This is a genomic window from Methyloterricola oryzae (assembly GCF_000934725.1).
Taxonomy (GTDB): domain Bacteria; phylum Pseudomonadota; class Gammaproteobacteria; order Methylococcales; family Methylococcaceae; genus Methyloterricola; species Methyloterricola oryzae.
This window is the reverse complement of sequence record NZ_JYNS01000007.1, coordinates 56,580-82,018: the sequence shown is the minus strand read 5'-3', so window position 1 is coordinate 82,018 and position 25,439 is coordinate 56,580. Positions and strand designations below refer to the sequence as shown.

19 protein-coding genes are annotated in these 25,439 nt (G+C 56.7%); 10 read left to right on the top strand and 9 right to left on the bottom strand.

Annotation, left to right across the window (positions count from 1 at the left end):
* Nucleotides 1–12: 12 nt before the first annotated feature.
* Both EK23_RS11145 and EK23_RS11140 read right to left on the bottom strand, forming a co-directional pair.
* Nucleotides 13–4,029 (bottom strand): EAL domain-containing protein, encoded by a 4,017-nt coding sequence (locus EK23_RS11145; RefSeq protein ID WP_045225442.1) that lies wholly within the window; start codon nt 4,027–4,029, stop codon nt 13–15.
* Nucleotides 4,030–4,175: 146 nt separating this feature from the next.
* Nucleotides 4,176–4,805, bottom strand: coding sequence for a heme oxygenase-like domain-containing protein (locus EK23_RS11140; RefSeq protein ID WP_045225441.1), 630 nt, complete (start codon nt 4,803–4,805; stop codon nt 4,176–4,178).
* A gap of 274 nt (nt 4,806–5,079) precedes the next feature.
* On the opposite strand from EK23_RS11140, the gene EK23_RS21730 reads away from it, so the two are divergent.
* From EK23_RS21730 to EK23_RS11125, 3 genes are all read left to right on the top strand, one after another.
* Entirely contained in the window at nt 5,080–5,730 is a 651-nt protein-coding gene (locus EK23_RS21730; protein WP_052808116.1) for a hypothetical protein, read from the top strand.
* 179 nt (nt 5,731–5,909) lie between these two features.
* A complete protein-coding gene (locus tag EK23_RS11130; protein WP_045225440.1) occupies nt 5,910–6,944 on the top strand; it encodes a L,D-transpeptidase in 1,035 nt (344 codons plus the stop codon).
* Nucleotides 6,945–7,195: 251 nt separating this feature from the next.
* Nucleotides 7,196–7,471, top strand: a complete 276-nt coding sequence (locus EK23_RS11125) for a hypothetical protein (protein WP_045225439.1) — start codon at nt 7,196–7,198, stop codon at nt 7,469–7,471.
* A 96-nt stretch (nt 7,472–7,567) separates the two neighbouring features.
* On the opposite strand, the gene msrQ is transcribed toward EK23_RS11125, so the two are convergent.
* From msrQ to EK23_RS11110, 3 genes are all read right to left on the bottom strand, one after another.
* The gene (msrQ, locus tag EK23_RS11120) at nt 7,568–8,257 is read right to left on the bottom strand and encodes a protein-methionine-sulfoxide reductase heme-binding subunit MsrQ (RefSeq protein ID WP_103557141.1); all 690 of its coding nucleotides are present in this window, start codon (nt 8,255–8,257) and stop codon (nt 7,568–7,570) included.
* A 5-nt stretch (nt 8,258–8,262) separates the two neighbouring features.
* A complete protein-coding gene (msrP, locus tag EK23_RS11115; protein WP_045225438.1) occupies nt 8,263–9,195 on the bottom strand; it encodes a protein-methionine-sulfoxide reductase catalytic subunit MsrP in 933 nt (310 codons plus the stop codon).
* A 148-nt stretch (nt 9,196–9,343) separates the two neighbouring features.
* Nucleotides 9,344–10,462 carry a calcium:cation antiporter gene (locus tag EK23_RS11110; RefSeq protein WP_045225437.1) on the bottom strand — a complete coding sequence of 373 codons (1,119 nt, stop codon included), beginning with the start codon at nt 10,460–10,462 and terminating at the stop codon, nt 9,344–9,346.
* 596 nt (nt 10,463–11,058) lie between these two features.
* Between EK23_RS11110 and EK23_RS11105 the strand changes: the two genes are divergently transcribed.
* The 7 genes from EK23_RS11105 (at nt 11,059) to EK23_RS11075 (ending at nt 22,450) form a co-directional block, all read left to right on the top strand.
* Nucleotides 11,059–11,523 (top strand): hypothetical protein, encoded by a 465-nt coding sequence (locus tag EK23_RS11105; protein ID WP_145998634.1) that lies wholly within the window; start codon nt 11,059–11,061, stop codon nt 11,521–11,523.
* A 176-nt stretch (nt 11,524–11,699) separates the two neighbouring features.
* Entirely contained in the window at nt 11,700–13,463 is a 1,764-nt protein-coding gene (locus EK23_RS11100; protein WP_235282016.1) for an ArnT family glycosyltransferase, read from the top strand.
* Entirely contained in the window at nt 13,426–15,405 is a 1,980-nt protein-coding gene (asnB, locus tag EK23_RS11095) for an asparagine synthase (glutamine-hydrolyzing) (RefSeq protein ID WP_327037051.1), read from the top strand. Before EK23_RS11100 ends, asnB begins: the two co-directional genes overlap by 38 nt.
* 50 nt (nt 15,406–15,455) lie before the next feature.
* Nucleotides 15,456–16,097, top strand: a complete 642-nt coding sequence (locus tag EK23_RS11090) for a TVP38/TMEM64 family protein (protein WP_145998633.1) — start codon at nt 15,456–15,458, stop codon at nt 16,095–16,097.
* A 561-nt stretch (nt 16,098–16,658) separates the two neighbouring features.
* Nucleotides 16,659–17,750, top strand: coding sequence for an efflux RND transporter periplasmic adaptor subunit (locus EK23_RS11085; protein WP_045225435.1), 1,092 nt, complete (start codon nt 16,659–16,661; stop codon nt 17,748–17,750).
* 22 nt (nt 17,751–17,772) lie between these two features.
* A complete protein-coding gene (locus EK23_RS11080; RefSeq protein ID WP_045225434.1) occupies nt 17,773–20,955 on the top strand; it encodes an efflux RND transporter permease subunit in 3,183 nt (1,060 codons plus the stop codon).
* On the top strand, nt 20,948–22,450 hold the full coding sequence (locus EK23_RS11075; protein WP_082054139.1) for a TolC family protein: 1,503 nt from the start codon (nt 20,948–20,950) through the stop codon (nt 22,448–22,450). Before EK23_RS11080 ends, EK23_RS11075 begins: the two co-directional genes overlap by 8 nt.
* Before the next feature lie 381 nt (nt 22,451–22,831).
* Here the strand turns inward: EK23_RS11075 and EK23_RS11070 are convergent, their stop codons facing one another.
* The 4 genes from EK23_RS11070 to EK23_RS11055 form a co-directional block, all read right to left on the bottom strand.
* Nucleotides 22,832–23,152, bottom strand: a complete 321-nt coding sequence (locus EK23_RS11070; RefSeq protein WP_045225433.1) for a hypothetical protein — start codon at nt 23,150–23,152, stop codon at nt 22,832–22,834.
* Nucleotides 23,153–23,682: 530 nt separating this feature from the next.
* Entirely contained in the window at nt 23,683–23,949 is a 267-nt protein-coding gene (locus tag EK23_RS11065) for a DUF5334 family protein (RefSeq protein ID WP_045225432.1), read from the bottom strand.
* Between the two features lie 250 nt (nt 23,950–24,199).
* A complete protein-coding gene (locus tag EK23_RS11060; RefSeq protein WP_145998632.1) occupies nt 24,200–24,862 on the bottom strand; it encodes a hypothetical protein in 663 nt (220 codons plus the stop codon).
* Nucleotides 24,863–24,991: 129 nt separating this feature from the next.
* Nucleotides 24,992–25,432, bottom strand: a complete 441-nt coding sequence (locus EK23_RS11055; RefSeq protein ID WP_045225431.1) for a hypothetical protein — start codon at nt 25,430–25,432, stop codon at nt 24,992–24,994.
* Nucleotides 25,433–25,439 lie beyond the last annotated feature (7 nt).

The window sequence follows — 25,439 nt, the reverse complement described above, 5'->3', positions numbered from 1 at the left end:
CAGGCGGGCGCTCTAGCGTGACGCCGAATTCGGAATGTCTCCAAGCCTGAGCTGTGCTGCCCGCAACAGCTGCGTCATCGCGTCGGCGCCAAGGGGGACACCGAAAAGGAATCCCTGCATGGCTGTCACGCCTTCCCGTTGCAGCACTGAACTCTGACTCTCGGTCTCCACGCCTTCGGCAATGATCTGGATCTCCAGAGTGGAGCCCAGTGACAGGATGGCGCGCACGATGGCCAGGTTTTCCGGGCAGGCGTCGACGCCCTCGACGAAGGAGCGATCGATCTTGAATCGGTCCACGGGCAAGTTGCGCAAGTGGGAGAGGGAAGAGTAGCCGGTGCCGAAATCGTCGATGGACATGGCCACGCCGATATCCCGCAGCGCCCCCATCACCGCGCGGGCCTGCTCGCCCTGTTCCATCGCGCCTTCCGTGATCTCTATCTCCAACATGCTGCCGCTGAGCCCGAATCGTTCCAGCACGAGACTGATCTTGGTGACCAAGCCCGCCTGAAGCTGGCAGGGTGCGAGGTTGACGGCGATACGCGGCACAACGAGTCCTGCGTCCAGCCAGGACCGGCATTGCGTGCAGGCTTCCCGGAGCACCCAATCGCCGATGTCGGGCACCAGGCCCAGTTCCTCGGCGAGGGGCAGGAAGTCGGAAGGACCGATCAGGCCGGCGCGCGGATGATTCCAGCGCACCAGGGATTCGAGGCCTATCAACGCCCCGGTCGCCACATCCACCTGGGGCTGGTAGTGCAAGACCAGTTCGCCGCATCGAACCGCCCGCCGCAGATCGGTGCCCATGGTGAACTTGCGGTTGGCAGCCTGGGCCAGTTCCTCGGTGTAGAACTGGATCTGGTTCCTGCCGCGCTGTTTTGACTGATACATGGCGGTATCCGCCGCCTTGATCAAGTCGTCCGTGGTGTCGGCGTCATCGGGAAACAGGCTCACACCGATGCTCGCCGTGGGCGATATCTCATGGTCTTCGATTTTTACGGGCAACGAGAGTGCGGATGCGAGGCGGGCGAGAATCTCCGAGATGCTGCGCCGGCTCTCGACCTGATCCATGGCGAAGATGAACTCGTCACCGCCCCAGCGGGCCAGGATATCCTGTTTGCGGGTCACGTTGCTCAGGCGCACGCCGATGGTCTGCAGGTAGGAGTCGCCGACGGAGTGCCCGAGGGAATCGTTGATCACCTTGAAGTAGTCCAGGTCGATGAAGGCGACCGCCAGGCGGTGACCATGACGGCGGGCGCGCTCGATCAGTTGCACCAGTTTGTGGGTAAAGTTTTTCCGGTTGGGAAGCCCGGTCAGGCTATCGTGATTGGCCAGGAAGAACAGCTCCCGCTCCGCTTCTTTTGCTTTCGAGTTGTCCGAGAACACGGACACATAGTTGCGCACGCTGCCATCGGAGTTGTAGATCGCCGAGATGCTGCCCCACTGCGGGTAAACCTCGCCGTTCTTGCGCCGGTTCCATATTTCGCCGCACCAGCGCCCGTCGCGGATCAGGGTGATCCAGAGCGTTTCATAGAACTGGATAGTGTGAATGCCCGACTTCAGAACCCGCGGCGTGTTGCCTATGACCTCGGCTTCACGATAGCCGGTGATTTCGGTGAAGGCGCGGTTGACCGATACGATGCGGTTCTGCGCATCGGTGATCATCACCGCTTCCGCCGCCTGGTCAAGGATTGCCTCGGTGGTGTGCCCAGGGCGTAATCGGAGCCCCTGTTCCGCCGCTTCCTTGAAGACCAGCACGCAGCCGGCTATCTGCTCGCCGTCCAGCAGAGGCGCCGATGTGTATTCCAGCGCCAAGGTCTGCCTTTGCTCGTGGCGTACCAGGAGGCGGCCCTCGCGGAAGACTTTCTTGTTTTGAATGTGGTCATGAAACGGCCAGTGCTCCTCCGGCACCGGAGCACCGCCGCTGTCCACCACGACCAGGACGTCCTGGCCTGGCTGTCCCGGCAAGGTGGAGGCGATATGGCCCAGCAACCGGCCCGCGCGCTCGTTGGCGAATGTGATGATCCCATTCTGGTCCAGGCTGAGGATGCCTTCGCCAGCGGACTGCAGGATGAGTGCGTTGCGGCGGTGCAGATCTTCGATGGCAAGCTGGTAGGTGTAGCGGTCGGTGATGTCGCGTGCGTTGACGATGATTTCGCCTTCATTCCCCAGGCTGAGAAGGCTCTTGAAGCTGGCTTCCACCCAGACCGGGCTGCCATCAGCGCGCTGAGAGCGGAAAATCCACGACACCGGCTCGTCGGAGCCTTCGAGCCGCGCGAGGGCGCGCCAGAGCGATTCGCGCTCCTCCTCTTTCAGGAATTCACCCAGGGACCTGCCCAGCATGGCATCTGCCGTAACGCCAAGCAGGTCGAGGCAGGCGGGCGAGACGAAGGTACAGACGCCGTCGGCACGGATGCGTGCGATCATGTCCGTCGAGTGCTCCGCCAGCAGCCGATAATTCTCCTCACTGGAACGTAGGGCGCGCTGATTGAGTACTTCGAGGATGGATGTGGCCAGGGTGTTGGCGGCCTCGATTTCGACCTGCGACCAGGACGGTGACTTGTCCCGGTAGGTTTCTATCCAGGATTCGAACGAACGGCGCGGCGATATTCTGGGTCGCTCCGAGCCCTGCAGCAGAACCTTTTCCGGGCGCCCGGCCCAGGCGATGGTTTGCAGAACGCCGCCACGGAACCAGAGGATGAAGTCCTCCCCATCGGGGGCCAAGGGCGCGATAAGGATACCGCTGGCGCTCTCGTGATAGGCCTCGGCCTCCGGCAACAGCGAGCTCAGGTTGTCGGTGTGGAAAACCGGCGCTGGGGGCAGGCTCCGCAACCAGGCCAGCAAGCCATCCACCTGGCGCGGCGAAGGTGTCTCACCGAACAGATAATGCACGCCGCTGATGGAAATGAGTGCGCCCTTGGCGCGAACCAGGCCGAGCAGCCCGCTCCTCAATAGGGCGATGTCTTCGCTCAGGTTACGTGAGCGGCGGATCTGCCAGAGCAGTTCGCCTTGCAGTTCGTGCACACGCCGGTCCAGTTCGCGCCGTTCCTCGTTCTCCAGGTTGGAGAGCTTGAGGGATACCGTCCGGCCCACAAATTCGTTCAATTCGCGGACACGCAAAGGTATGTACCGCGGCGAGAAGTGGTGGCAGGCAATGAGCCCCCATAGACGGCCGTTCTGGATCAGGGAAATCGTCAGCGTGGCGCGGACGCCCATGTTCCGGAGGTACTCGATGTGTACGGGAGAGAAGGCGCGCAGGGCAGAGTGGCTCATGTCTAGAGGCTCGCCGGTCAAGGGATTGCGCGCAGGTAGCACGGCGACCGGCTCCGACTCGACGTCCGCGATCAGGCGCACCAGGTTCTTGCGGTAGAGTTCACGCGCTTGCGCCGGAATGTCCGAGGCCGGAAAGCGGTTGCCCAGATAGCTCTCGGTGCCCGCGGAACGGCTTTCCGCGATCACCGTGCCATCCCAGTTGGCGTCGAAGCGGTAAATCATCACGCGATCGTAGCCCGTGAGAATCCTGACCTGATCGGCCACCGCCTGGGTATAGCGGCGCAGATCGTACTCCGCATCCGCCTGCCATAGCGCGTCCCGGACCGGAATGAACAGGTCCCGGAACAGGTCCCGGCTTTCCCGTTTCTGCCGCTCGATCTCGAGGACCAAAAGCCCATCGGAGATGAAAACCAGCGCATCGACTTCGATTTCCCGCTGCTCCTGGCGCAATGTCAGGCCGACCACCTCGGCAGATCTCCAGTCACAGCCCCGCGAGCAGGCTTCAAGGACGCGGCTTGCCTGCGTCTCGCCGAGCAGGATGGCAAGCGGTTGGCCCAGCACCGCTCTCGCATCGGGGAACAGCAGTTCCAGATTGGCGCTGGCCATGCGGATCAGACCATCGGACATCGAAACTGCGACGAGAGCGCCAGTGGGTTGAATCGACCCGGGCTGGTGAATGGGTTCTGCCTCGCAGTTTTTTAGCGCTGCCGCCAAAAAGCCTGCGTAGGAGGGATCGTCAGGATCGATGGGTCGGCTTGTCATTCGCTTGCAACTCCCATAAGCCGGGGTGATTGAGTTTATCCCCTGTGGCGCGGTCGGGTGGCTCTCCAGAGCGCATCACAAGCCGATACGGCCTGGAAGCACTGAGCCGGCCACCTCGCGCTGCGTGCCGTTACTCGGGAGGAGGGTCAGTGCTCCAGAGGCAGGTTCCAGTATTCGGCATGTGCCCGCATGAACTCGGCCGCGGTTCCGCATAGCTCGGCTGCCTCGTCCTGGGACCACGCGGTAGTCTCGAGCAGGTCGAAGAATAAGCTAGCGGTCAGGTTGCCGTCGGGGACCTCGGGTTCCAGACAGAAGAATGCACCGCCGTTGCTCTCGTTGATCCGCAGCGAACTGGTGAGGACGCCGCGCAGAACGCGGGCACCCATCAAGGAGCCTACCAGAATATAGGCGCGCCCGGCCCAAAGCGGTGCGACTGGCTTTGCCGATAAGGAGCAAAAGATCGAAGTGGCGTCTGCTTGCGCGCGGGATGAGGCTTGTAGATGGCGCACGTTCAAATCGCGATTCAGGGCGCTCAGCCGGAGCGCAAGGTGAAAGTAACGGGTCCAGGGCGGGCAGGCCAATGCGGTCACCGTGTCGGCCAACACCTGATGCAGCGCATGGAAACGTACAAGCAGCCGATCATACTCGTCGGGATGCAGGTCCGGCTCGCGCAACCGGGCTAAGGCACCCGTGTCGGACGCCGCGGCATGATGGGCGGAAATGGCCCGGCGCAGGGCGTCGCGAATCGGTGACGTGTCGTGGTTAAGGTGCGGCATGGAGAGTCGGGAGCTCCGTCGTCAAGGCGCTGATGCAGGAGCCATTGGCTTCCCGGGTATCGCTCTATATTAGCGCGCATAAGAAAATCTGTCAGATCGGCGGCCAGTGCATGGCCCCAAGCTATGGGGCATGCTCGATGCCAACCGATGCACCCGCCTGGTTGCCCGGCCGGCGAGGTCTGTTAGTGGCGAGGCGAACCAATAAAAGAACTTGCAGGGGGTTGCAACTTGGTTAAACTGCCTACGCTGTTTTACGAACCGCTAGGAGCGCATCATGACGTTTCGTCTCTTGAGTTTTGCCGCCGCCTGCATGCTGGCGCTTACATCCGTCTCGGCAGAGGCTGCTTCACCCACGGCCATCCAGTTTGCCAAGGGCAAGACCGGCGCTAGTGTCACCGGCAAGCTGGTCGGGAGCGATGACGTGGATTACACGCTGCGTGCGTCTGCGGGGCAGACCATGACGGTGGATTTCAAGGCTGGGAAGGGAGCGGCCTACTTCAACGTGATCGCGCCGGGTAGCAGTGGCGAAGCCCTCTTCGTGGGCATGAATGAAGCCAGCAACCACTTCGAGGGCCAGTTGCCGGCAGATGGCACCTATACCATTCGGCTTTATTTGATGGGCGCTGCGAAGGACAGCGGCAAGCCGGTCAATTACACACTGAAGGTCAACATCAAGGGGGGCTCTTCGGCAGCCAAGGCCTCGGGCGCGGGAAGCAGCGCGGCTGAGAAAGCCTGCCTGGCGGCGGTGGCCAAGACGACAGGCGTGAGCGCGGGGAAGCTTTCGGTCAGCAGTGTCTCGGAAGCGCAGTCCGGCATCAGCATCATGGTGAAGGTGCCCGAGGCGACCGCGCCCTGGCATTGCCTGTCCGACAAGAACGGCAAGGTGGACGGCGTCGAGTTCACCGGCTCGGAAGGCGGAAACTGAGCTTTCGGAACCCCGGCGCGGTGGCATCTTTGTGGCAGCAGCCCTGACTTGCTTCAGGGCCGTCTGCGCGGATTGGCCGGCGCCTGGAGCATTCCTGCCGTAAACTTGCGCCTCCGTCCTGCCAGAAAGGCGGGGCTCCGGCACTCATCGAGTTCAATGCATTCAGTCAGTTGGAAGCCATGCGCGCCGTCCTGTTTTTTTTGACCATTCTCCTGTTCAATTCATGGACTGCTGCTGCCCCGTTCTGGGGGGAAACCAAGTCACAGCCGGTTGACACGGACCCCATCCTGCTCAAGCCAGGTCAATTCATTTGGAAAGGCGATGCGGTCCCGGTTGGACCGATTGTCGTGCTGGTCAGTCTGCCCGAACAAAGGGCCTATGTGTATCGCAACGGGGTTCGCATCGGGGTTTCTTCGGCCAGCACCGGCAAGCGTGGACACAGTACGCCCACCGGCGTGTTCACAGTCTTGCAGAAGGATCGCTCGCATCATTCAAAAACGTACAACAATGCGCCCATGCCTTTCACGGAAAGGCTGACCTGGGATGGTGTGGCGCTGCATGCGGGAGACCTGCCTGGCTATCCTTCGTCCCATGGCTGCGTTCATCTGCCCTCGGAATTCGCGCGCCTGTTGTTCGAGGCGGGGCATATGGGCATGACCGTCGTGATCGGGGGCCAGAAGAACGAGCCGAACGAGGTGGTGCACCCAGCTCCGTTGGCGCCGGTCGATGCCTCCACCGGGGGCGTGGTAAAGGTGCCGCGTCTGTCGCGACGCGAGGCATTCCGCTGGAATCCTGAGAAATCGCCGGCAGGGCCCCTCTCCATCGTGATGAGTCGCGCCGATCAGCGCGTACTGGTTTTCCGCAACGGTATCGAAATCGGACGGGCGCGTCTGGCGCTGAGGGATCCGGGGCGGCCCCTTGGCACCCATGCCTTCATCATGCAGAACGGGCTCGGTCAGGGACAGAGCGTTCTGGCACAGGACGCACCCGCGCACCGCTGGCTTGGCGTGGGCATCCCGGGGCGTGAGAAGGAGCGCGATCTGCCACTCAATGGGACCGAAGTGGCCCGTATCAGCCTGCCGCCCGCGTTCGGAAAGGCCGTGTACGAGTCCCTGGTTCCAGGCACCACCTTGCTGGTGACCGATGCGCCGGTGCTGGAGCAGCGCACCACCGGCGTAGCGATGAATATCATGAACACGGACCCGCCCGGTTAGAAGCGTTTTCTGACTGCGACGGTCCCGGAAGACCGAAACTCCCCGCCATCTTTCCGCAGAGCTTTCCCCATCCGCGGGCGCGACAAACGTCGCGCCCGCTTATTCCGCCGAATTTCATCAAGTCCCAGAACTTTGCTTGGGAATTGCGGTCAGAAAATATCGCCGGCCGACGTGTTTGGGGTACGGTCTGGCGCTCAATTCAAACCGAAATTTCGTGCAATCCGTAACAAGCAAGAAGCGAGGAGAATGGCATGAATTTGCGCTTTACATTCTTGATGCTGCTCGTGGCCGGCCTGCTGGCCGCGTGCGGAATTCAGAAGTCCCCTGATCCGAATGACCTCAAGGGGGCACTGGGCATGTCCAAGGAAGAGGTGGAATTCCGTTTCGGCCGGCCGACTCTGCGATCGACGGAATCCAGCAAGGAGCATCCGGGCGGCTATTGGGTCTATGAGGTTAATGGCTCCGGCGGTACCCAATGCAAACTCGATTTCGACCTGCCTCATCGAGTGCTAGCAACCCGTTGTTAAAGCAGTCCTAATCTCTTCCCAAACGAGCGGCTCTCGCGCCCCCGCTGGATGGTCGCAGGGCCGCACGTTCTCTACCGCATGATTTCCTAAACGAGTCTACCCCGATGTTTTGCGTACTCCGGAGTCTGATGGCGTGAGGCTGTCTGGGACGGCTGCGCGCGGTACGGCTCGCTGCCTCCCGTTCCGCTCCGCACACCGCAGGAGCACGCGGAAGCCCAGCAATAGCGCTAGCAGCACGGCAAATACGATGGGATTGCTCAAGTCCTTTTTGACCAGCCACCCGTAGTGAACGACGCCGCCCAGCGCGGTTGCGTAGCTCAGGCGGTGAAGGCGCTTCCAGTTTTTGCCGCCCAGGCGGCGCAACATGGCGTCCGTCGAGGTCACGGCCAGGGGGATCATCAGCAGGAAGGACGGAAAGCCCACCGTAATGTAGGGCCGCTTGGCGATATCTTTGACGATGCCGTCCCAGTCGAAAAATTGATCGACGACCGCGTAAGTGAGGAAATGCAAGCTGCCGTAAAAGAAGGCAAACAGCCCCAGCATGCGCCTCAGGCGCATCGGCCAGGACCAGCCGGAGAGGCGGCGCAGCGGCGTGACCGTCAGGGTCAGCATGAGAAAACTGAGCGTCCAGAAGCCGGTTGTCCGGGTGATCTTCTCGATGGGGTTGGCACCGAGGTTGTCCATGAACGCCCCGGTTCCCAGCTTGGCGAGAGGAATCAGGGCGCACAGGAACACCACGGTCTTGATCCAAACCAGTTGCTGCTCAAGGACTGTCTTCCCTTTCATGGGTCTCAGAAATATCGGGCCAGATCCATACCGGCATACAAAGGCGCGACATCATCGACATAGCCGTTGAAGGGCAGGGTAGGCCGTTTGAAGAAATCGCCGATGCGCCGTTCCTTCGCCTGGCTCCAACGGGGATGATCCACCGCCGGGTTGACGTTGGCGTAGAAGCCGTATTCCGACGGCCCTGCCCGCATCCAGGTGGAGATCGGCTGCTGCTCGACAAAACGGATGCGAACGATGGACTTCGCGCTCTTGAAGCCGTATTTCCAGGGCACGACAATGCGCACGGGCGCGCCGTTCTGGTTCGGCAGAACTTCCCCATACAGGCCGAAAGTTAGCAGGGTCAGCGGGTGCCGCGCTTCGTCCAGCCGCAGGCCCTCCCGGTATGGCCATTCCAGTACGTCCGAGCGCTGTCCCGGCATCTGCTGAGGATCATGCAGGGTGGTGAATTCGACATACTTGGCGTTGCCGGTGGGTTCCACGCGTTTGATGAGTTCCGCCAGGGAGTAGCCGACCCAGGGCACCACCATCGACCAGGCTTCGACGCAGCGCAGCCTATAGATGCGCTCCTCCAATGGCGCAAGACTGAGTAGTTCGTCGATGTCGAACACCTTGGGCTTGTGCACTTCGCCGTCTACCGCCACCGTCCAGGGGCGTGTCTTGAGGCTGCCGGAGGTTTCAGCCGGCGATTCCTTGTCGGTGCCGAACTCATAAAAGTTGTTGTACCGCGTGACGTCTTTCAGCGGGGTGGGTTGGTCCGGCACGACGTATTTGCTGCTCGTGACACCCGCAAGCTTATCGCCGGCGAAGCCGACCCCTGGCGCCAAGGCCCCGGCGGCAAGCCCCAAGGACAACTGCAGGAAGTGCCTGCGACTTTGGTAGACCTCGCGGGGCGTAATTTCGGAGGGCGGTATACGGGAGGAGGGCAGCTTTGCCATGGTGATTCCTCGGGATGGATGGCCAATGTCGATGGGTGGGGTGGACCCTGTCGGATCATATCCACGATTTGATCCGAAGCGCTATCCAGCATGGACAAGTATGTCGGTCGTTTGTTCACCCGCTACCGATCGACCGCTCTTTCGGGGATCAGGGGAAGAAGATGAAGAACAGATAGGCCGAGAACAGCAGGATGTGCACCTGCCCCTGCAGGATCGTGGCGCGCCCGCTGACAAAGGTAATCAGCGCGACGAAGAGCGTCGCATACAACAAGACTGAATTCACGCCCTGCAATCCCAGGATCAGGCTATGCCCCTGCAGGCTTGCGATGATCAGCACGCTGGGCACGGTCAGGGCAATGGTGGAAAGTGCCGAGCCCAGGCAGATATTGACGGCGCGCTGGACGCGGTTGGCTATCGCCGCGCGGTAGGCGCTGAGACCTTCGGGCGCCAGCACCAGGGCAGCGACGATCAGGCCACCCAGCGATGCCGGCGCGTGGAGTTCCTCTATGCCGTAATCGATCAGGCCGCTCAGATGCTCCGCCAGCAGCACGACCGGTAGGACCGAGAACAATAGCCCGACTGCGGAGCGCAACACCGCACCCCGATGCAAAGCGTGGGGCAAGGCTGACGGCGTGGGTTCGTCCTCGGCGTGGTCGAAATAGGAGCGGTGGCGCGTGGTCTGCATCAGCAGGAACACCGCGTATACCAGGACACAGGCAACGCCGAGCAGCGCTTCCTGTTGCGGGGCCAGGGTGGGGCCCGCAGTGGAGCGGCTGTAATCCGGCAGCACCAGAAGGATCAGGGACAGGGGCGCGATCAGATGCAGAAAGGAGAGTGCGCCCTGGAGGTTGAAAGCCTGTTCTAGGTGTCGCCAACCGCCGGCGGTCAGGGCCGTGCCTACCAGTCCATTCAGGACTAGCATCAGGGTGGCGAACACGGTATCCCGAAGCAGGGTGGGGTTCTGATCGCCGGCCAGCATCATGGCCACCATGAGGCTCACCTCGATCACGGTGGCGGTCAGGGTCAGTACCAGCGTACCCAGCGGTTCACCCAGCAAGTCCGCCAGGTGGTCGGCAAAGCGAACCACAGCGAACACGGATCCCAGCATGCAGGTCAGGACAACCAGGCCCGCGGCGCCCATGACAGGCAGTCCTGCCTGCGGGGTGAGTAATTGCCCGTCCAGGTTGATGCCCAGCCAGACCAACCAGGAGACCAGGACAACCGAATAGTGGGCCGGGAAAAGCTTCGCTGGGGGACGGGATTTCAAGAGGGCAATTGAATTCGGAACATTGAAGGAGCGACTTTCAATCATCGGGGCCGCAGTACCATACCGGAACAGCAAACTTGGCCACGCGCATTCGAGCTGGCAATGAGAATGCGGCCGTGGGGTGGCCTTGTCAAATGTAAGGAAAACCGCGGCGGCGCGCCACGGAACCCAGCGCCATGTGACAGGCGCGAGGTGAGCGCGCCTCTTGGCCCGATTATGAGGGCGGGGCCTCGCCACATCCTGCAAGAAATGTAGGGTTGTGCAAGGATTTCAAACAATCCTTGCACCTCGTTGACCGCCGAAACGTGTGCAGTTGCCGATGATCTCCCGCTGCCTGGCTCCCGTCTTCATCCTCAGGTCGATTGTCAGCGCCGAGTCAGCGACGTTCAGTGCCTGAATTGTAATGCCGAGGTCTGGTGGGGGTGGTGTATTTGAACCACTAAAATTTGATCCTGGCGCGCGCGGGCCGCCGCAACCCTTTGCCTTTCCATGGAGCGCGTTTTGGCATGAACATTGAATGCTCAGTACTACTGAACGCATTACGATGACAATTCAACACTCACTTTCGCCCAGTCGCAACCGCTCCCATCCTACCTATGAAGCCAGTCCCGCACGTGCAATCTCCCGCCAAGCTGGCGTTCAGCTATATCAATGCCCTAGCGTCGGCAAACCCGGTCTTGCTGGTTCCTTACCCCGATCAGGGAATAGGCCTTCCGCAAGCACAAGCCATGGCCTGCAGTGCCGTGTGGCGGAGCATTCCGGGCTGTGGGTCGGTCTCTGAGTATTTTGATGACATTCATTGCTTCAGTCCCTGGTTCGGGATTTTTTCTAAAGATTCCGGCCACATGCTACTGTTCTATGCACAAATTGACGGAAATGCAATGCGCGTAACCTATCGGGCAGACAATGTCATTCCAGCGGGTGTCATAGAATGCGCCAACGATCCGAAACGTCTGGCCGAAGCGGAATGCTTTGATGTGCTGGTGCTTTGGTCGTTGGCCCTCGCCGAACGAGGCGCAGCCAAGGGCGGCTTGGCGCACCATCCCCGGTTGGCGCTGTAGTTGGCGGGGGAGTCGTGCGTTCGTTCAGGGACCGCGAGGAGTGATTTGCGGAACGGCGACGGGATAGCGCCAGCCCCCGTTCTAGACGGCTGTTTGGGCTTGCCAGACCGGTTTGAAAGTCCCCGGTCGATGGGGTGCTCGCACCTGAAATCAGCCTTCCAATACGATTCAGCACCATGAGTATTTCCGATTCCATGAATTCGCCCTGCTCAAGACAGCTTGCCGCTTCTGATTCCAGGGGCTGGATGATCGTTCTTGCTTTCGCATTAAGCGCCGTTTTCATCGTGTTGCATCTGGGCGATTTGCCTCTGTTGGCGCCCGATGAGGGTCGCAATGCTGAGGTGGCCCGGGAAATGGCGGATTCGGGGACATGGCTGGTTCCCACCTACGATGGAATGACGTATCTGGACAAGCCGGCTTTCTACTTCAAGACCGTGGCACTGTCCTTTGCAGCCTTCGGAGAGTCGGAGTTCACCGCAAGGCTGTCATCTGCGGGTTTCGCGCTAGCGTTGCTCATCGCGATCTTTTTGTTCTGTCAGCGGGTCTATGATCGGCGCGCCGCATTGGCCGCCATTCTGGTGGTGGCATCGACTCCGCTGTATCTTGCATTTGCGCGCATCGTCATTTTCGATATGACGCTGGCGTTCTTCGTGTGCTCGGCCATTTTTGCCTGCTTTCTTGCCGAACAGTCTGAGGACGCCGAGCGCAAGCGATGGTATAGACTGGGTGCGCTTGCGTCCGGCATGGCCACCTTGGTCAAGGGGCCGGTAGGGTTTCTCCTTCCCACCCTGGTAATGGCCGTGTTCAATCCGCTGGATGGCCGTAAGGGCGCCATGAGGCGCTGCTTTGCCCCGATCAACTGGGCTATCTTCTTTGCCGTGGTTTTGCCCTGGTTTGTCGGACTGTCAATCCTTTGTCCTGACTTCCCGTATTACGGTCTCGTCAAAGAGTCCTTCGCCCGCTTCACGACCCAGGAGTTCCACCGCACTGCGCCGTTTTATTACTACGGCTTGATCATCCTGAGCTGTTTTTTTCCCTGGAGCCTGCTGTTGCCGCAATCCATTTCGGCAGCCTGCCGCAGTCAGCGTCACTGGACCAGCGCGGATCGACTGTTCATGGTCTGGGCCCTGGTCGTGGTGGGTTTCTTTTCGGTATCCCAGTCCAAGCTGCCTGGCTATATCCTCACCGCCGTCATTGCCTTGGGTGTCCTAGTCGGGAGGGTGTTTTCCAGCGCCCTGGGCAATCGCTTGGGGCGATCCGCCTGCATCGTCAGACGCGGTGCCGCTGCACTGGCCGTGATCATGGGGGTACTGGCCCTGTTCGCGGGCGGTTGGCTATTGAATCCTTCGTTAGTCGAGGGGGGGCTTGGGTTGAAGGAGCGGGCTGTGGCGATGATAAAGCCCCAGTTGCCCCTGCTGCTGGTGTCCCTGTCCGTTGTCGTGGCGCTTTCCCTGGCGGCGCTCCGATCAAATGACCCAAGGCTGACATTTCTCGGGTTTGTCAGTGTTCCGCTGTTGCTGATTACCATCAATTTCCCGGGTATTCAGCGTTTCGTCGAAAGCCGCTCATCGCGAAACCTGGCTGCAGCGATGCCCGAGGATCTTGGCAAGGACACCGACATCGCCTGCATTGAGTGCCTGCCCAACGGCCTTCCGTTTTATCTGAAGCGCTTGATCTATGTGATTACGAAGGACGGGACGGAACTCACCAGCAACTACATCCTGTTTGAGATGCACAACGACAGCAAGGAGTTGCAACGAATCATCTTGATGGATCAACTGGACGCGTGGCTGGGTCGACACAAGGCACCTGTGTTTCTGATGGCAAACGGTAAGCAACGGACCTTACTCGGGCAAATCGCGGCAAGGTACGGTGCGCGGGTGATCCCTTTGCCCTCTGGCTATGCGGCAGCGCTTCTGCCTGCGGCGGAGGCGCGCTAAACCCATGTGCGGAATTTGCGGCATTATTCGCTTAGGCCGGTTCCATGATGGACGGGACATGGCAGGGCGGGTTAAGGGTATGCTGGATGCGCTTGCGCACAGGGGGCCGGATGGTTCGCAGGTGCACGGCTTCGGTTCGGCGATGTTCGGATTCTCCCGTCTGTCAATCCGCGGACTGGCCGATGGGCAGCAGCCTTTGGTTGACGCGGAAGCCGGGGTCATGGCCGTATGCAACGGCGAAATCGACAATCACCAGGAACTTCGCGCCTGGCTGACCGGGCGTGGGCGTGCGGTCGCGGGTGCGACGGATGTCGCCGTCATCCTGCCGCTCTATCTCGAACTGGGGGGCGCCTTTGTCGAGAGGCTGGTTGGTGCATTCGCCATCGTCATTTGGGACCAGCGCGACAACAAGGTCATTCTGGCTCGGGACAGAACCGGGGAGCGCCCGCTGTTCTACTCGGTCAAGGATGAAACCGTTTTTTTTGCCTCGCAGATCGCCGCCTTGGCTCAGGACCAGGCTGTAGTCAAGCGGGCCAACCAGAGCGCGCTGTGTGACTACATGCGCGCCGGATATTTCGCTGCGCCAACCACCCCTTTTGCGGACATCGTCAAGGTCCCGCCGGCCGAAATCGTGACCATCGACCTCGACGGCGTCAGAAACGGACGCTACTGGCATTGGGAGATTGGCCAGGCTGTCGCCAGGCGGCCGTCCGAGCAGGAGTTCGACGTCATCTTCCGCGATGCCGTACGACGGCAAAGCGCGGTGGATGTCGACTTCGGCGTTTTTTTGAGCGGGGGGATCGACTCTTCGCTGATCGCCGCCGTGACGAGGCAGGTTTACCCAGACAAGCCGCTGCGCGCCTTCACCTTGCGCTTCAACGAGGGATCCTACGATGAAGGAGCCTTCGCGGAGGCGGTGGCGGCGCGTCTGGGCATTGAGTGCACGTCCGTCTGGGTCAGGCCTGGGGATCTGCCTGCCATCCTGGGGGACATGATTCGCAGTACCGGAGAGCCGCTTGCGGATCCGGCCTGGATTCCCGCGGCGTTGCTATCGCGGCGGGCGGCGCAGGAGATCCGCGTGGCATTGTCCGGCGAAGGCGCGGATGAACTTTTTGGGGGGTATCCTACCTATTTTGGGGCTGGGCTTGCCAATTCTTACGCCAAGCTCCCAGCGCGCATGCGTGGCATCATCAGGAAACGGGTTGAACGCTGGCCGCCGAGTGACAAAAAGGTGACCCTATCCTTTCTGCTGAAGCGCTTCGTGCTGGGAGAGGGTCTCAACCCGCTGGCGCGGCATCGGGTATGGACGGCGAGCATTAACCCGGATGTCATGGCAACGCTGGGATTTGCCGCTGATGCCGGCGAAATAGAAGTGGCGGGGAGCGGCAAACTGCTGGACATGCTGCAGCAGTTTGATCTCGAGCATTCCCTCGCTGAAGGTTTGCTGACCAAGGCGGACCGCGCCGGAATGCGCTTTGGCTTGGAACTGCGGGCACCGTTCCTCGATCGCGCGGTTATTGAGTTTGCTGCGACGCTGCCGGGCACGGAGCGCGTCAGGCTGTTTCAAACCAAGCGCTTTCTGAAGCGTTACGCCTTGCGCTACCTGCCAAAAGATATCGTGATGCGGAAAAAGCGCGGTTTGTCGGTGCCGCTTGCGCAGTGGTTGCGGGACCCATTGTTCGACTGGGCGCAATCCAGGTTGGATTCACCCCGGCTGAGCCACTCGGGTGTCGATTTGGCGGCGGTGCAAGTAATGCTGAACGAGCATCGGCAGCGGCGAGCCGATCACGCTAGAGCCTTGTGGACACTCATCGTGCTCAGCGAATGGCTCGCGTGGGCTGATTCATTGAACTTCCCAAATGTATCTAGCGCGTCCAGTGAGACAATGGCTTCTCTCCAACAGATCCATGCCCCACATGCAATCACAGCGGAGGCGGTTTGAGGAAAATTTACTTCGGCCTGAGAAAAGAGCGGCCCACCATCACGAAAGCGATGTCAGGGCTCTTGCTGACACTTGGCTTCCTGACCCTTGGGGTTATGCCCTTCATGCTCAGGACCGAATACCTCGCCATTCCGGAGAGCGAGTTCAGAGGTTGGCTAGCCTCGTCGGGCTATGCCGCCCCAGCAATATTTTTGCTGGCCAGTGCATTGCTCACGGCCATGGGAATGCCGCGACTGCTCTTCTGCTCCATGGCAGGCATGGTATTCGGCTTCGCATGGGGGATGATCTGGGGACAATTGGGTACCTTGCTCGGTGCTTACGGGACCTTCCTGTTCGCGCGAATGAGTGGCCGGGAATACATTTTGGGCAGGTTTCCGCGGGTCGCGGACTGGGCCAGACCCATCGAATCACGCGGCTGGATTTATGTCCTGCTAATCCGCCAACTCCCGGTAGCTGGCCTGTATAACGATATTCTGCTCGGCATCAGCCCGGTGCGGCATCGCGACTTCTGGATCGGCACCGCGCTCGGCTTTCTTCCCTTGGGCTGCGCCGCCACCCTCACGGGAGCTGGCCTGATTCAGGGCGAATCCTTGCAAATCACGCAGATGCTGGTGCTGGCAGCCTGCATAGGGTCGATTTCCACTTTTGGCTTGAAGTGGACCCTCTCCAGAATTCGCGCGCGAAGAATTTAAGCCGTCAGTCGCAGTTGGCACGCGTGTCTACTCTAGCCCACCTTAGCAACCATGCCGTCTGAGAATTTCGCTCGGGCCGTTCGCCATTACTTCCACTGCCAATCGATAGCCAGCCCTCCGGTAGCGCCAGATGCCGGGTAATTCCTTTGGCCCGCCGTCGGTTCAGCCATAGCTCCAGCACGAAGAGTCATCGACCCAACTTGATCTGTACTTTCCGCGCTTCCTTTTCTGAAGCCATACGGCCCTTCCATTAATCTATACAATTGCTTTGCACTTAACCATAAAGTTTGCATAGAAATACGTTTGATGTGGAGTATTTGTGGGTGGTTTAAATACACCATGTGGCATTCTTGCGAACCTCATAAAAATCATAAAGTTAATGATCGCAAAGGCTGGCACGAGAGCTGCTTTGTAAAGGTAGGTAACTAAATCTGGTGAAAGCGGAAATCCGGTTCATAGGCGATTCTGCTGACGGCAATCGCCTTAGGTTGACTCGCACGATTTTCACACGATATCGAATTTTCAAACAATATTTCGCCTAGCTATGGCAACAGACTACCTATGCAAACGAAGTTAAATAGTTTTGTGACGCTCATGCTGGTTGCCATGGCCATCAGTGGTTGCACTCGGGGGCACGAGGAAAAGCAGGAGCCGCCTCCAAAACTGGAGGCGACTACACCGTTTCGTGAAGATACTTCGGTAATAAAGGAGTATGTCTGCCAAATTCATGCGATACGTCACATTGAGCTTAGAGCCCTCGAACGCGGCTACATCCAGAACATATTCGTAGATGAAGGGCAGTTTGTTAAGCAGGGAAGCCCGATGTTCAAGATCATGCCGAATGTCTACCAGGCGGAATTGCTGAAGGCCAAGGCAGAGGCCAACACCGCCAACATTGAATATCTAAATACCAAGGCATTGACAGACAAAAACATAGTTTCGGTCAATGAGTTGGCGTTGGCCAAGGCCAAGCTGGACAAGGCGGATGCGGAGGTGAGTCTCATGGACACACACCTGAATTTCACCAATGTGAATGCACCCTTCGACGGGATTATGGACCACCTCGAGGTGAGGAACGGCAGTCTGGTGGAAGAAGGGGCTTTGCTAACAACCTTTTCAGATATCAGTAAGCTTTGGGTGTATTTCAATGTCCCAGAGGCAGAATACCTTGATTACAGCATGCAGCATCGGGGTAACGATAAAACAGAAGTTAGACTGAGAATGGCAAATGGCCATATATATGATCAACCTGGATTTATAGAAACGATTGAGGCGGACTTTGATAATACCGCTGGAAACATCGAGTTCCGTGCGGGCTTTCCAAATCCAGATAGGCTGCTCCGCCACGGCGAGACGGGCACCATTCTAATGACAAAGCCTTATAAAGACGCCTTGATCATTCCGCAGAAGGCGACATTCGATATCCTGGACAAAACATATGTCTATGTGATCAAGCAAGATGGCAAATTAGAGCAAAGACTCATCCACGTCGAAGCTTCCCTGCCGCATCTGTTCATCATAAAGGATGGATTGAAGGGTGACGAGACGATCCTGCTTGAAGGCTTACGTAAAGTGCATGCTGGCGAAGGCGTGGAGATCGATTTGCAGTCACCCGAAAAGGTCCGTTCAGAGCTTGAACTTTATACCGAGTAACCGTGACGGAAGTATTTAAGCGATGTTTAATGTCTTCATAAAACGACCTGTTATGGCGATTGTGCTGTCGCTGCTCTTCCTTTTTATGGGTGGTTTGGCAATTCGATCCTTACCGATATCGCAGTTTCCAGATATCGCTCCACCCCGCGTTATCGTATCACTGGCATTTCCTGGGTCCAGCGCTGACGTGCTAGTGAAGTCGTCGCTAATTACCATAGAGCGCGCCATCAATGGCGTGCCAGGCATGAAATATATTGTGTCCGATGCTACCAGTGCAGGTGAGGCGACGATTCAGATCATATTCGACCTTAGCGTGGACCCAAACATCGCGATGGTTAATGTAAAAACGCGTCTAGATCAAGTCATGAGTCGTTTGCCGAAACTCGTGCAATTGGAAGGGGTCATAGTGGAGCGTGTTCAGCCGAGCATGCTTATGTACATCAACCTATATAGTAAAGACAAGAATGCAGATGAGAAATTCTTGTTTAACTATGCTAACGTCTACGTGATACCAGAAATTCAGCGGGTTTATGGAATCGCACAGGCAAAGATTTTGGGTAGTCGCCAATATGCGATGCGTATTTGGCTGAACCCGGACCGTATGCGCGCATATAACGTGTCGACCGATGAAGTGATGGATGCTATTGCAAAGCAAAGCGTCATTGGACGGCCTGGAAGGCTTGGCCAAAGTACTGGTATTGCAGCTCAGTCTAAAGAATATGTGTTGGTGTATCAGGGGCGGTACGACAAGCCGGAACAGTATGAAGACATAATAGTTAAGGCTAATTCTAAAGGTGAAATTCTTCACCTCAAGGATGTTGCAAAAGTCGATTTAAGCAGCGAGTTTTACGACATCTACTCGGATAAGGACTCGTTTCCATCTGCTTCAATCGTTCTTAAGCAGAACTACGGAAGTAACGCGAGCAAAGTAATCGAGGACGTCAAGGAGAAATTGAATGAATTGAAGGCCTCTTTTCCGGAGGGTATGGATTATGAAATCAACTATGATGTATCGCGCTTTGTTGATGCGTCGATCGATAAGGTTCTGCACACGCTCGGAGAAGCTTTTCTTCTTGTCGCCCTGGTGGTTTTCATTTTTCTGGGTGATTGGCGGTCAACGCTAATTCCCATCCTGGCTGTACCGGTTTCCCTCATCGGCTCGTTTGCCGTGATGCAGGCATTTGGTCTCTCTATTAATCTGATAACTTTGTTCGCCCTGGTATTGGCTATCGGCATTGTGGTCGATGACGCCATCGTAGTCGTGGAAGCGGTGCACGCCAAAATGGAGGCCGAGCACTGCTCGCCATACGTGGCATCGCAAAAAGTGTTGAGTGAGATTGGTGGCGCTATCATCGCGATCACTCTGGTCATGACGTCCGTGTTTGTTCCTATCGCCTTCATGACGGGGCCGGTCGGTGTGTTTTATCGGCAGTTTTCCATTGCCATGGCCTCGTCGATCATCATTTCGGCAATTGTCGCGTTGTCGCTCGCCCCCGTGTTGTGCGCCATGATCTTGCGCAGCACCCACGGGCAACGCAGAAAAAGGACGCCGATCCGTCTTTTCATTGACATGTTCAATTATGTTTTTGAAAGGATCACAGGTCGCTATGTCAAAATTCTGGATGCGGTTGTTGCGCGTCGAATGCTCACCCTATTGGTTCTAGGCGCCTTTTCCTTCGGGATATTTTTTGTAAACAAAACCCTCCCAGCGGGATTCATTCCCGGCGAAGACCAAGGCATGATTTACGCGATCATTCAGACCCCGCCCGGCTCGACTCTGGAAGTCACGAACAAGGTTGCCAGGCAGCTTGAAGAGATTGCGAGCAAGATCGAAGGCGTCCAATCTGTATCGTCCCTGGCGGGCTATGAAGTCCTCACCGAGGGCCGTGGTTCCAATGCGGGAACTTGCATCATCAATTTAAAGGACTGGTCGGAACGCAGGGTGTCTGTGGAGGACGTCATCCACGAGTTGGAGGAGAAGACCCGCGATTTCGGAGCTGTCATCGAATTTTTCCAACCGCCTTCCGTTCCAGGTTATGGCGCCGCTTCAGGTCTGGCGCTGCGCTTGTTGGACAAAACCTCCAGCAATGATTACTACGAATTCGACAAGATCAACCAGGAATTCATGGCGGCTCTGCGCAAGCGCAAGGAATTGACCGGTTTGTTTACCTTTTACGCCGCCAACTATCCGCAATATGAACTGGTCATCGACAACAAGCTCGCCATGCAGAAGGGGGTGTCCATCGACAAAGCCATGGAGAATCTGGATATCCTCATCGGCAGTACCTACGAGCAGGGCTTTATCCGCTTCAACAACTTCTTCAAGGTGTACACGCAGGCACTGCCCGAATTTAGGCGCTTCCCCTCGGATGTCCTGAATTACTACGTCAAGAATGATGCCGGCGACATGGTGCCTTATTCTGCCTTCATGACCATGAAGAAGCGGCAGGGTCCCAATGAAATCACGCGCTACAACCTCTACAATTCCGCCGCTATCCGGGCCGAACCCGCAGCCGGATACACCACCGGTGAGGCAATCGCCGCGGTCAGGGATGTGGCCGCCCATACATTGCCGCGCGGCTATGACATCGCGTGGGAAGGTTTGTCATTTGACGAGGCGGCAAGGGGCAACGAAGCCTTAGTGATCTTCGCGGTGGTCATCGTATTCGTATACCTCGTGCTTGCAGCGCAGTACGAAAGTTTCATGCTGCCACTGGCCGTGTTGCTGTCACTCCCGGCGGGAATTTTCGGATCGTTTCTATTGCTTAAAGAGACAGGACTTGCCAACGACGTCTACTCCCAGGTTGGTTTGGTCATGCTCATCGGACTGCTCGGCAAAAACGCCGTGCTGATTGTTGAATACGCGGTACAGCGTCAAAACCAGGGTGTGTCCATCAAGGCGGCAGCCATCGAGGCGGCGAAGGCGCGCTTCCGACCCATCCTGATGACATCCTTTGCATTTATCGCCGGACTGATTCCCTTGGCGATCGCCACCGGCGCCGGCGCTGTCGGCAACCGGACGATCGGCACTTCGGCCTTGGGTGGGATGCTGTTCGGCACTATTTTTGGCGTTGTAGTCATTCCTGGCCTCTATTACATCTTCGCCAAATTGATCGAAGGGCGCCGTCTGATCAGAGGGGAAGAATTTGAGCCACTAACGGAAACCTATCATTATGGCTCGGGTGATGAGGGCGATTATGACTAAATCCATTCGAATAGCCCTATTCAGTATTCTTGGGCTGATGTTAAATGCCTGCGGTATCCCGGATCTGACATCGAAGCAGGAGGATACTCAACTTCCCGGCACCTATGGGTCGGGTGCGTCGCATGAAGGCAGTTCGGCGAACCTGAGATGGAATCAGCTATTTGACGATCCCAATTTGTTGCAGTTGATCGATGTGGCGGTCAAAAACAACAAGGAAGTCAATATAATGATGCAGCGCATTAGTGTCGCCGAAAATGAAATTCAGGCTCGCAAAGGTGCATACCTGCCATTTGTCAGCCTAGGTGCCGGCGCAGATGGACAGAAGGTAGGTCAATATACGCGCAATGGAGCGGTAGAAGAGAATTTAGATATCAAAAACGGCAAGGCCTTCCCATCATTCCTTGGGAATTTCAGTTTCGGACTGTTTTCCTCCTGGGAAATAGATATCTGGAAAAAGCTCCGTAATGCAACAGAAGTGGCACGCTTGGAATATCTTGCTTCCATGGAAGGAAGGCGCTTCCTGATTACCAATCTCGTTGCCGAGGTGGCTCAGGCCTATTACGAGTTGATAGCTCTGGATAATCAGCTTGAAAATCTAGAGAAGAATATTGAAATTCAGCAAAATGCCTTGGAGGTCGTGAAGCAGTTGCAATTTTATGCGCGTACCAATTCATTGGCCGTCAAGCGTTACGAAGCCGAAGTCGCGAAAAACACGGCCAGGAATTACGAAGTCAAACAGCAAATTACTGTCACGGAAAATAGGATAAACTACCTTCTAGGTCGAACGCCGCAAGCTATCCAGCGGCGGTCATCTGATTTTATGAACAGCAAGCCGAAGGTGCTTGCAGTGGGCATTCCTTCTCAATTGCTGAAGAACAGGCCGGATATCCGTCAGGCGGAGTTTGAATTGTCGGCAGCAAAATTGAATATCGATGTCGCCAGAGCCAATTTTTACCCTTCGTTTGGCATCAAAGCAGGTGTTGGGTTCGAGGCATTCGCCCTGAAATATTTGATCAATACGCCTGAGTCACTGGCTGCGACAATTGCAGGTGAACTGGCTGCTCCTTTGGTCAACCGTAATGCGATCATCGCGGACTACAAGAACGCGAGCGCCAAGCAGATACAAGCAGCTTATGAGTACGAACAGAGGATTATCAACGCATACACCGAAGTCAGTAACCAGCTCTCAAATATTGCAAACCTTGACAAGGATTTCGAGCGAAAGGGGTCGCAGGTGGACGCACTCACTCAGTCCATTGAAATTGCTAGCCAGTTGTTCAAATCAGCCCGCACAGACTATTTGGACGTGCTCTTAACGCAAAGAGATACATTGGAGGCAAAAAGGGAATTGATTGAAACAAAACTGAAGCAATACAGTGCTACGGTGGAGCTATACAGATCACTTGGCGGCGGTTGGCGTGATATCGAGGATATTGCCAATGTGGCCTCTGCGGAAGGCGAGGGTTCTTCAGGTCAATTGGGGCCCCGTCGTTGATCCACTAAAACCTTTTGCACTAATTTGGCGCGCGCGTTCCCTGCTTCGACTGGAGTTTGCTGCGTCAGTGGCAGTCTGACAGTCAGTGCCGCGTGTTTTCGGCGATCACGACATTTTGTCGCCACGCGTTTGAATTTGTGGTGCCCCGGATACGATTCGAACGTACGACCTTCCCCTTAGGAGGGCGTTTGAATCAATAACTTACAACAAATCACAACACCTGAAAAGCATAATATTCAGCTAGTTAGAATTGGGCTGTTGTTCTGCTGTATTGCCGAATTTTGTCCTTTTTTGCGGCTCAGTGTCCCACCAGTGTCCCATAAAAAATGAAGGTTGCGCCCCTGCAATGTCTAGCTAAGGAAATAAGTGAATAAGACCCATTTAGTACTGAATACGGTAAAGAGCCCCTTGCAGTGTCTTGCATCCGCCATTCCCGTGCCCACTGAAATTGTCATTGTAGAACTCGCACATCATAGACGTGCCTTTATTGCCGAATAGGGAAGCGGTCCCTGGGCTTCCGCCCGGCACGCTGTAGCTCGTTGCGTTACCACTAAAATTGGTTCCTCCATTCGGCCCGTAAACGGCACCATAGACGTTGCCGAAGCCCATCGAGCCACCTCGGACTAACGAATACTCGCCTTTTAGTGTCTCATTGTCTGGCATCTGAATTTCAATCGAGCCGTGCCCGGTGCCATAGGCCATAAACTTGGCCTCCAGTACTCCAGTCGTGGCGCTCAGTTCATTCGCAGGATATAACCTTGCCGTTCGAGAGCAAGCAACAAGTCCTAATGCCCATATCAAGGCAACGACAACCTGTTTGACTTTGGTTACCCCCAAAACTAAACCTCCGCTGTAATTTTTAAGGCGACCCTACCAAACGAGCGTTAAAGCGTATCCCGCCAGATTTCCTTACGATAATGGCAATTTAGGCTAGGTTCATAGGCGTCACTTAATGATGGATTGTGCTCGACCTTTATTGAAAGCAGGCGGTGACGTAAACTCATTACGGTTATATCCTCGGTTCCCAGTGTATGGATTGACGTTCCCGCGTGACGAATAATTATCGAACCGAAACGTATTTGGCGCACTTCGGACGTGTCCACCAATATATGAACCGTTATTTCGGATGTGCGGCCTTACGTATTTATCGGCATAGGCAATGGATGTGATGCTGACCAAAAATAGAAATAGTAATCCCTTCATAGCGCGCTCCAAGGCTTTTGCATCTGCTATCAATCGTCCATATCGAATGTTCGGTATTCGCCGCTTTCGTGGTCATACACCTCAACTTCAGCGCCTCTGCCTTGCCCCCTGACCGACTGTACCTCCACCTCCTTGTACTCTCCGGTGCTGTAATCAAAAATCTCGATTTCTTTCCCAGAGCGCACCAAATTTCCTTTCGGAATTTCGACATAAGCTCCCTTTTCGTAATCAAATCCATCCCAGCCAAAGGCTGAGGCGGCGGCCATTAGCAGGAAAAAAACACAAACAGTACGCATGGCAGGCCTCCAACAAGTTGCGTAGTCCCTTGCTGCAATCTAGCTGGAATCCAAGCCAGCCACCACTCTCAGCTTTGGTAATTTTTCACAGTGCAAACGTGAAAATTACCCAAACGCGGATATTCAAAGCTGTCGCTGAATTTCCCTTTGTGCCCGCCCCATCGCAGCAAGGAAAGATTCAAGCGCCCGCACCTCGGCGGCCCTTCGGCCATGTTTCTTTGCGTTGAAGCGTGTCGCCTGCTTGCCCTCATCAGTCCGTGGCCCTGTGGACTTCTCCCACGGTCGCCAGTTCCGTATAAGTTCCGATTGAAGCGCTCGCCGCTCTGGTGTCCAGCCGTTCGCCATGTGTGTATTCCAAAAGTTGGTTTGAAGATGGTTCCAAAATTTCCAGTTTCTCAGGCTGGGTGCCGTTGTTCACCTGCTGAGTCACCGCGTTGTTTTGCTGCTTGATGAACGTGGCGCGGCGCGGGTTCTTAAGGTCCGCCAGTGTGGCAAGGGTCCGCCTGCATTGGTTCTGTGCCTTCATGGCGATGCCCATATGTAGCTCAAACCTGTCTAGGTACGTCGCGTCCTGCGCCCGCATCACGGCATTGGCAAACAGGTTTTCCAGCACCTTGGCCTGACACATCAGCATTTCTTCCGCTTCGCTCAGGTCGCCATGAATGACCGACTCTGCTGAGGACTGCAATTGCCTGCCCGCCTCAAGGAAGTCGATTCCTAAGACACCATCCTCAAAGCTCGAATTGGCGTGAATGCCCATCAAGGCGTTTGCGTTCATTTCGACCGAATTGGTAACGCCCTTCGCGGCCCGCTCCTGATTGGTCTTGGTGAGCGCCTGCCGTTCTGCTTTGGCCTTTCTGCTCATGCTTAAAAACCCCGATTCAATTTTATAAACGCCCCAGGTCAGCCACAAAAGCCACAGAACCCCCTTGTTTGCCAGTCTGGACTAGGTTTTGTGGGGTTTTGTCCCGTAACTGGGTACTTCTGGAAAGTGAAAGGGGCGCTACTGCGCCCCTTCACGTGTTAAGCAGCAAGCTTGGAATCAATTCACAATAACTTTGGTAGAGCACTTCCACTTTCCAACATTCTTAACTTTGACCTTCACTTGTAGTGAAGCTTTGCTGCCAGAAAAAATCGCATCAATCTTCTTGTGTTTCTCGGTTTTAAATACTATCCCATTTTTATCAATTGGAACACTTAGGTCGAAATCCCTAAACTCATAAGGGATGGTCAGGCCCCCCTTTTTTATGGAGCCGCTTACCTTGAAGTCGGCCTGTACCGGAATCACTTGGCCTGGTAGCGAAAAAGCTAATTTTAGGACTAAGGTTTCACCTGGAATGAATGTTTGCGTTGGAACCCCTTTATCGTTGAGAACCTGGCATTCCAGGGTTTCGCTCTGGCACGGGAATGCGAGCAGACTCAGACAAACAATCGACGGCATAGCGATGCAAAATTTGACTAATGCAGAAAACTTGGCAGTCATGGCAGCT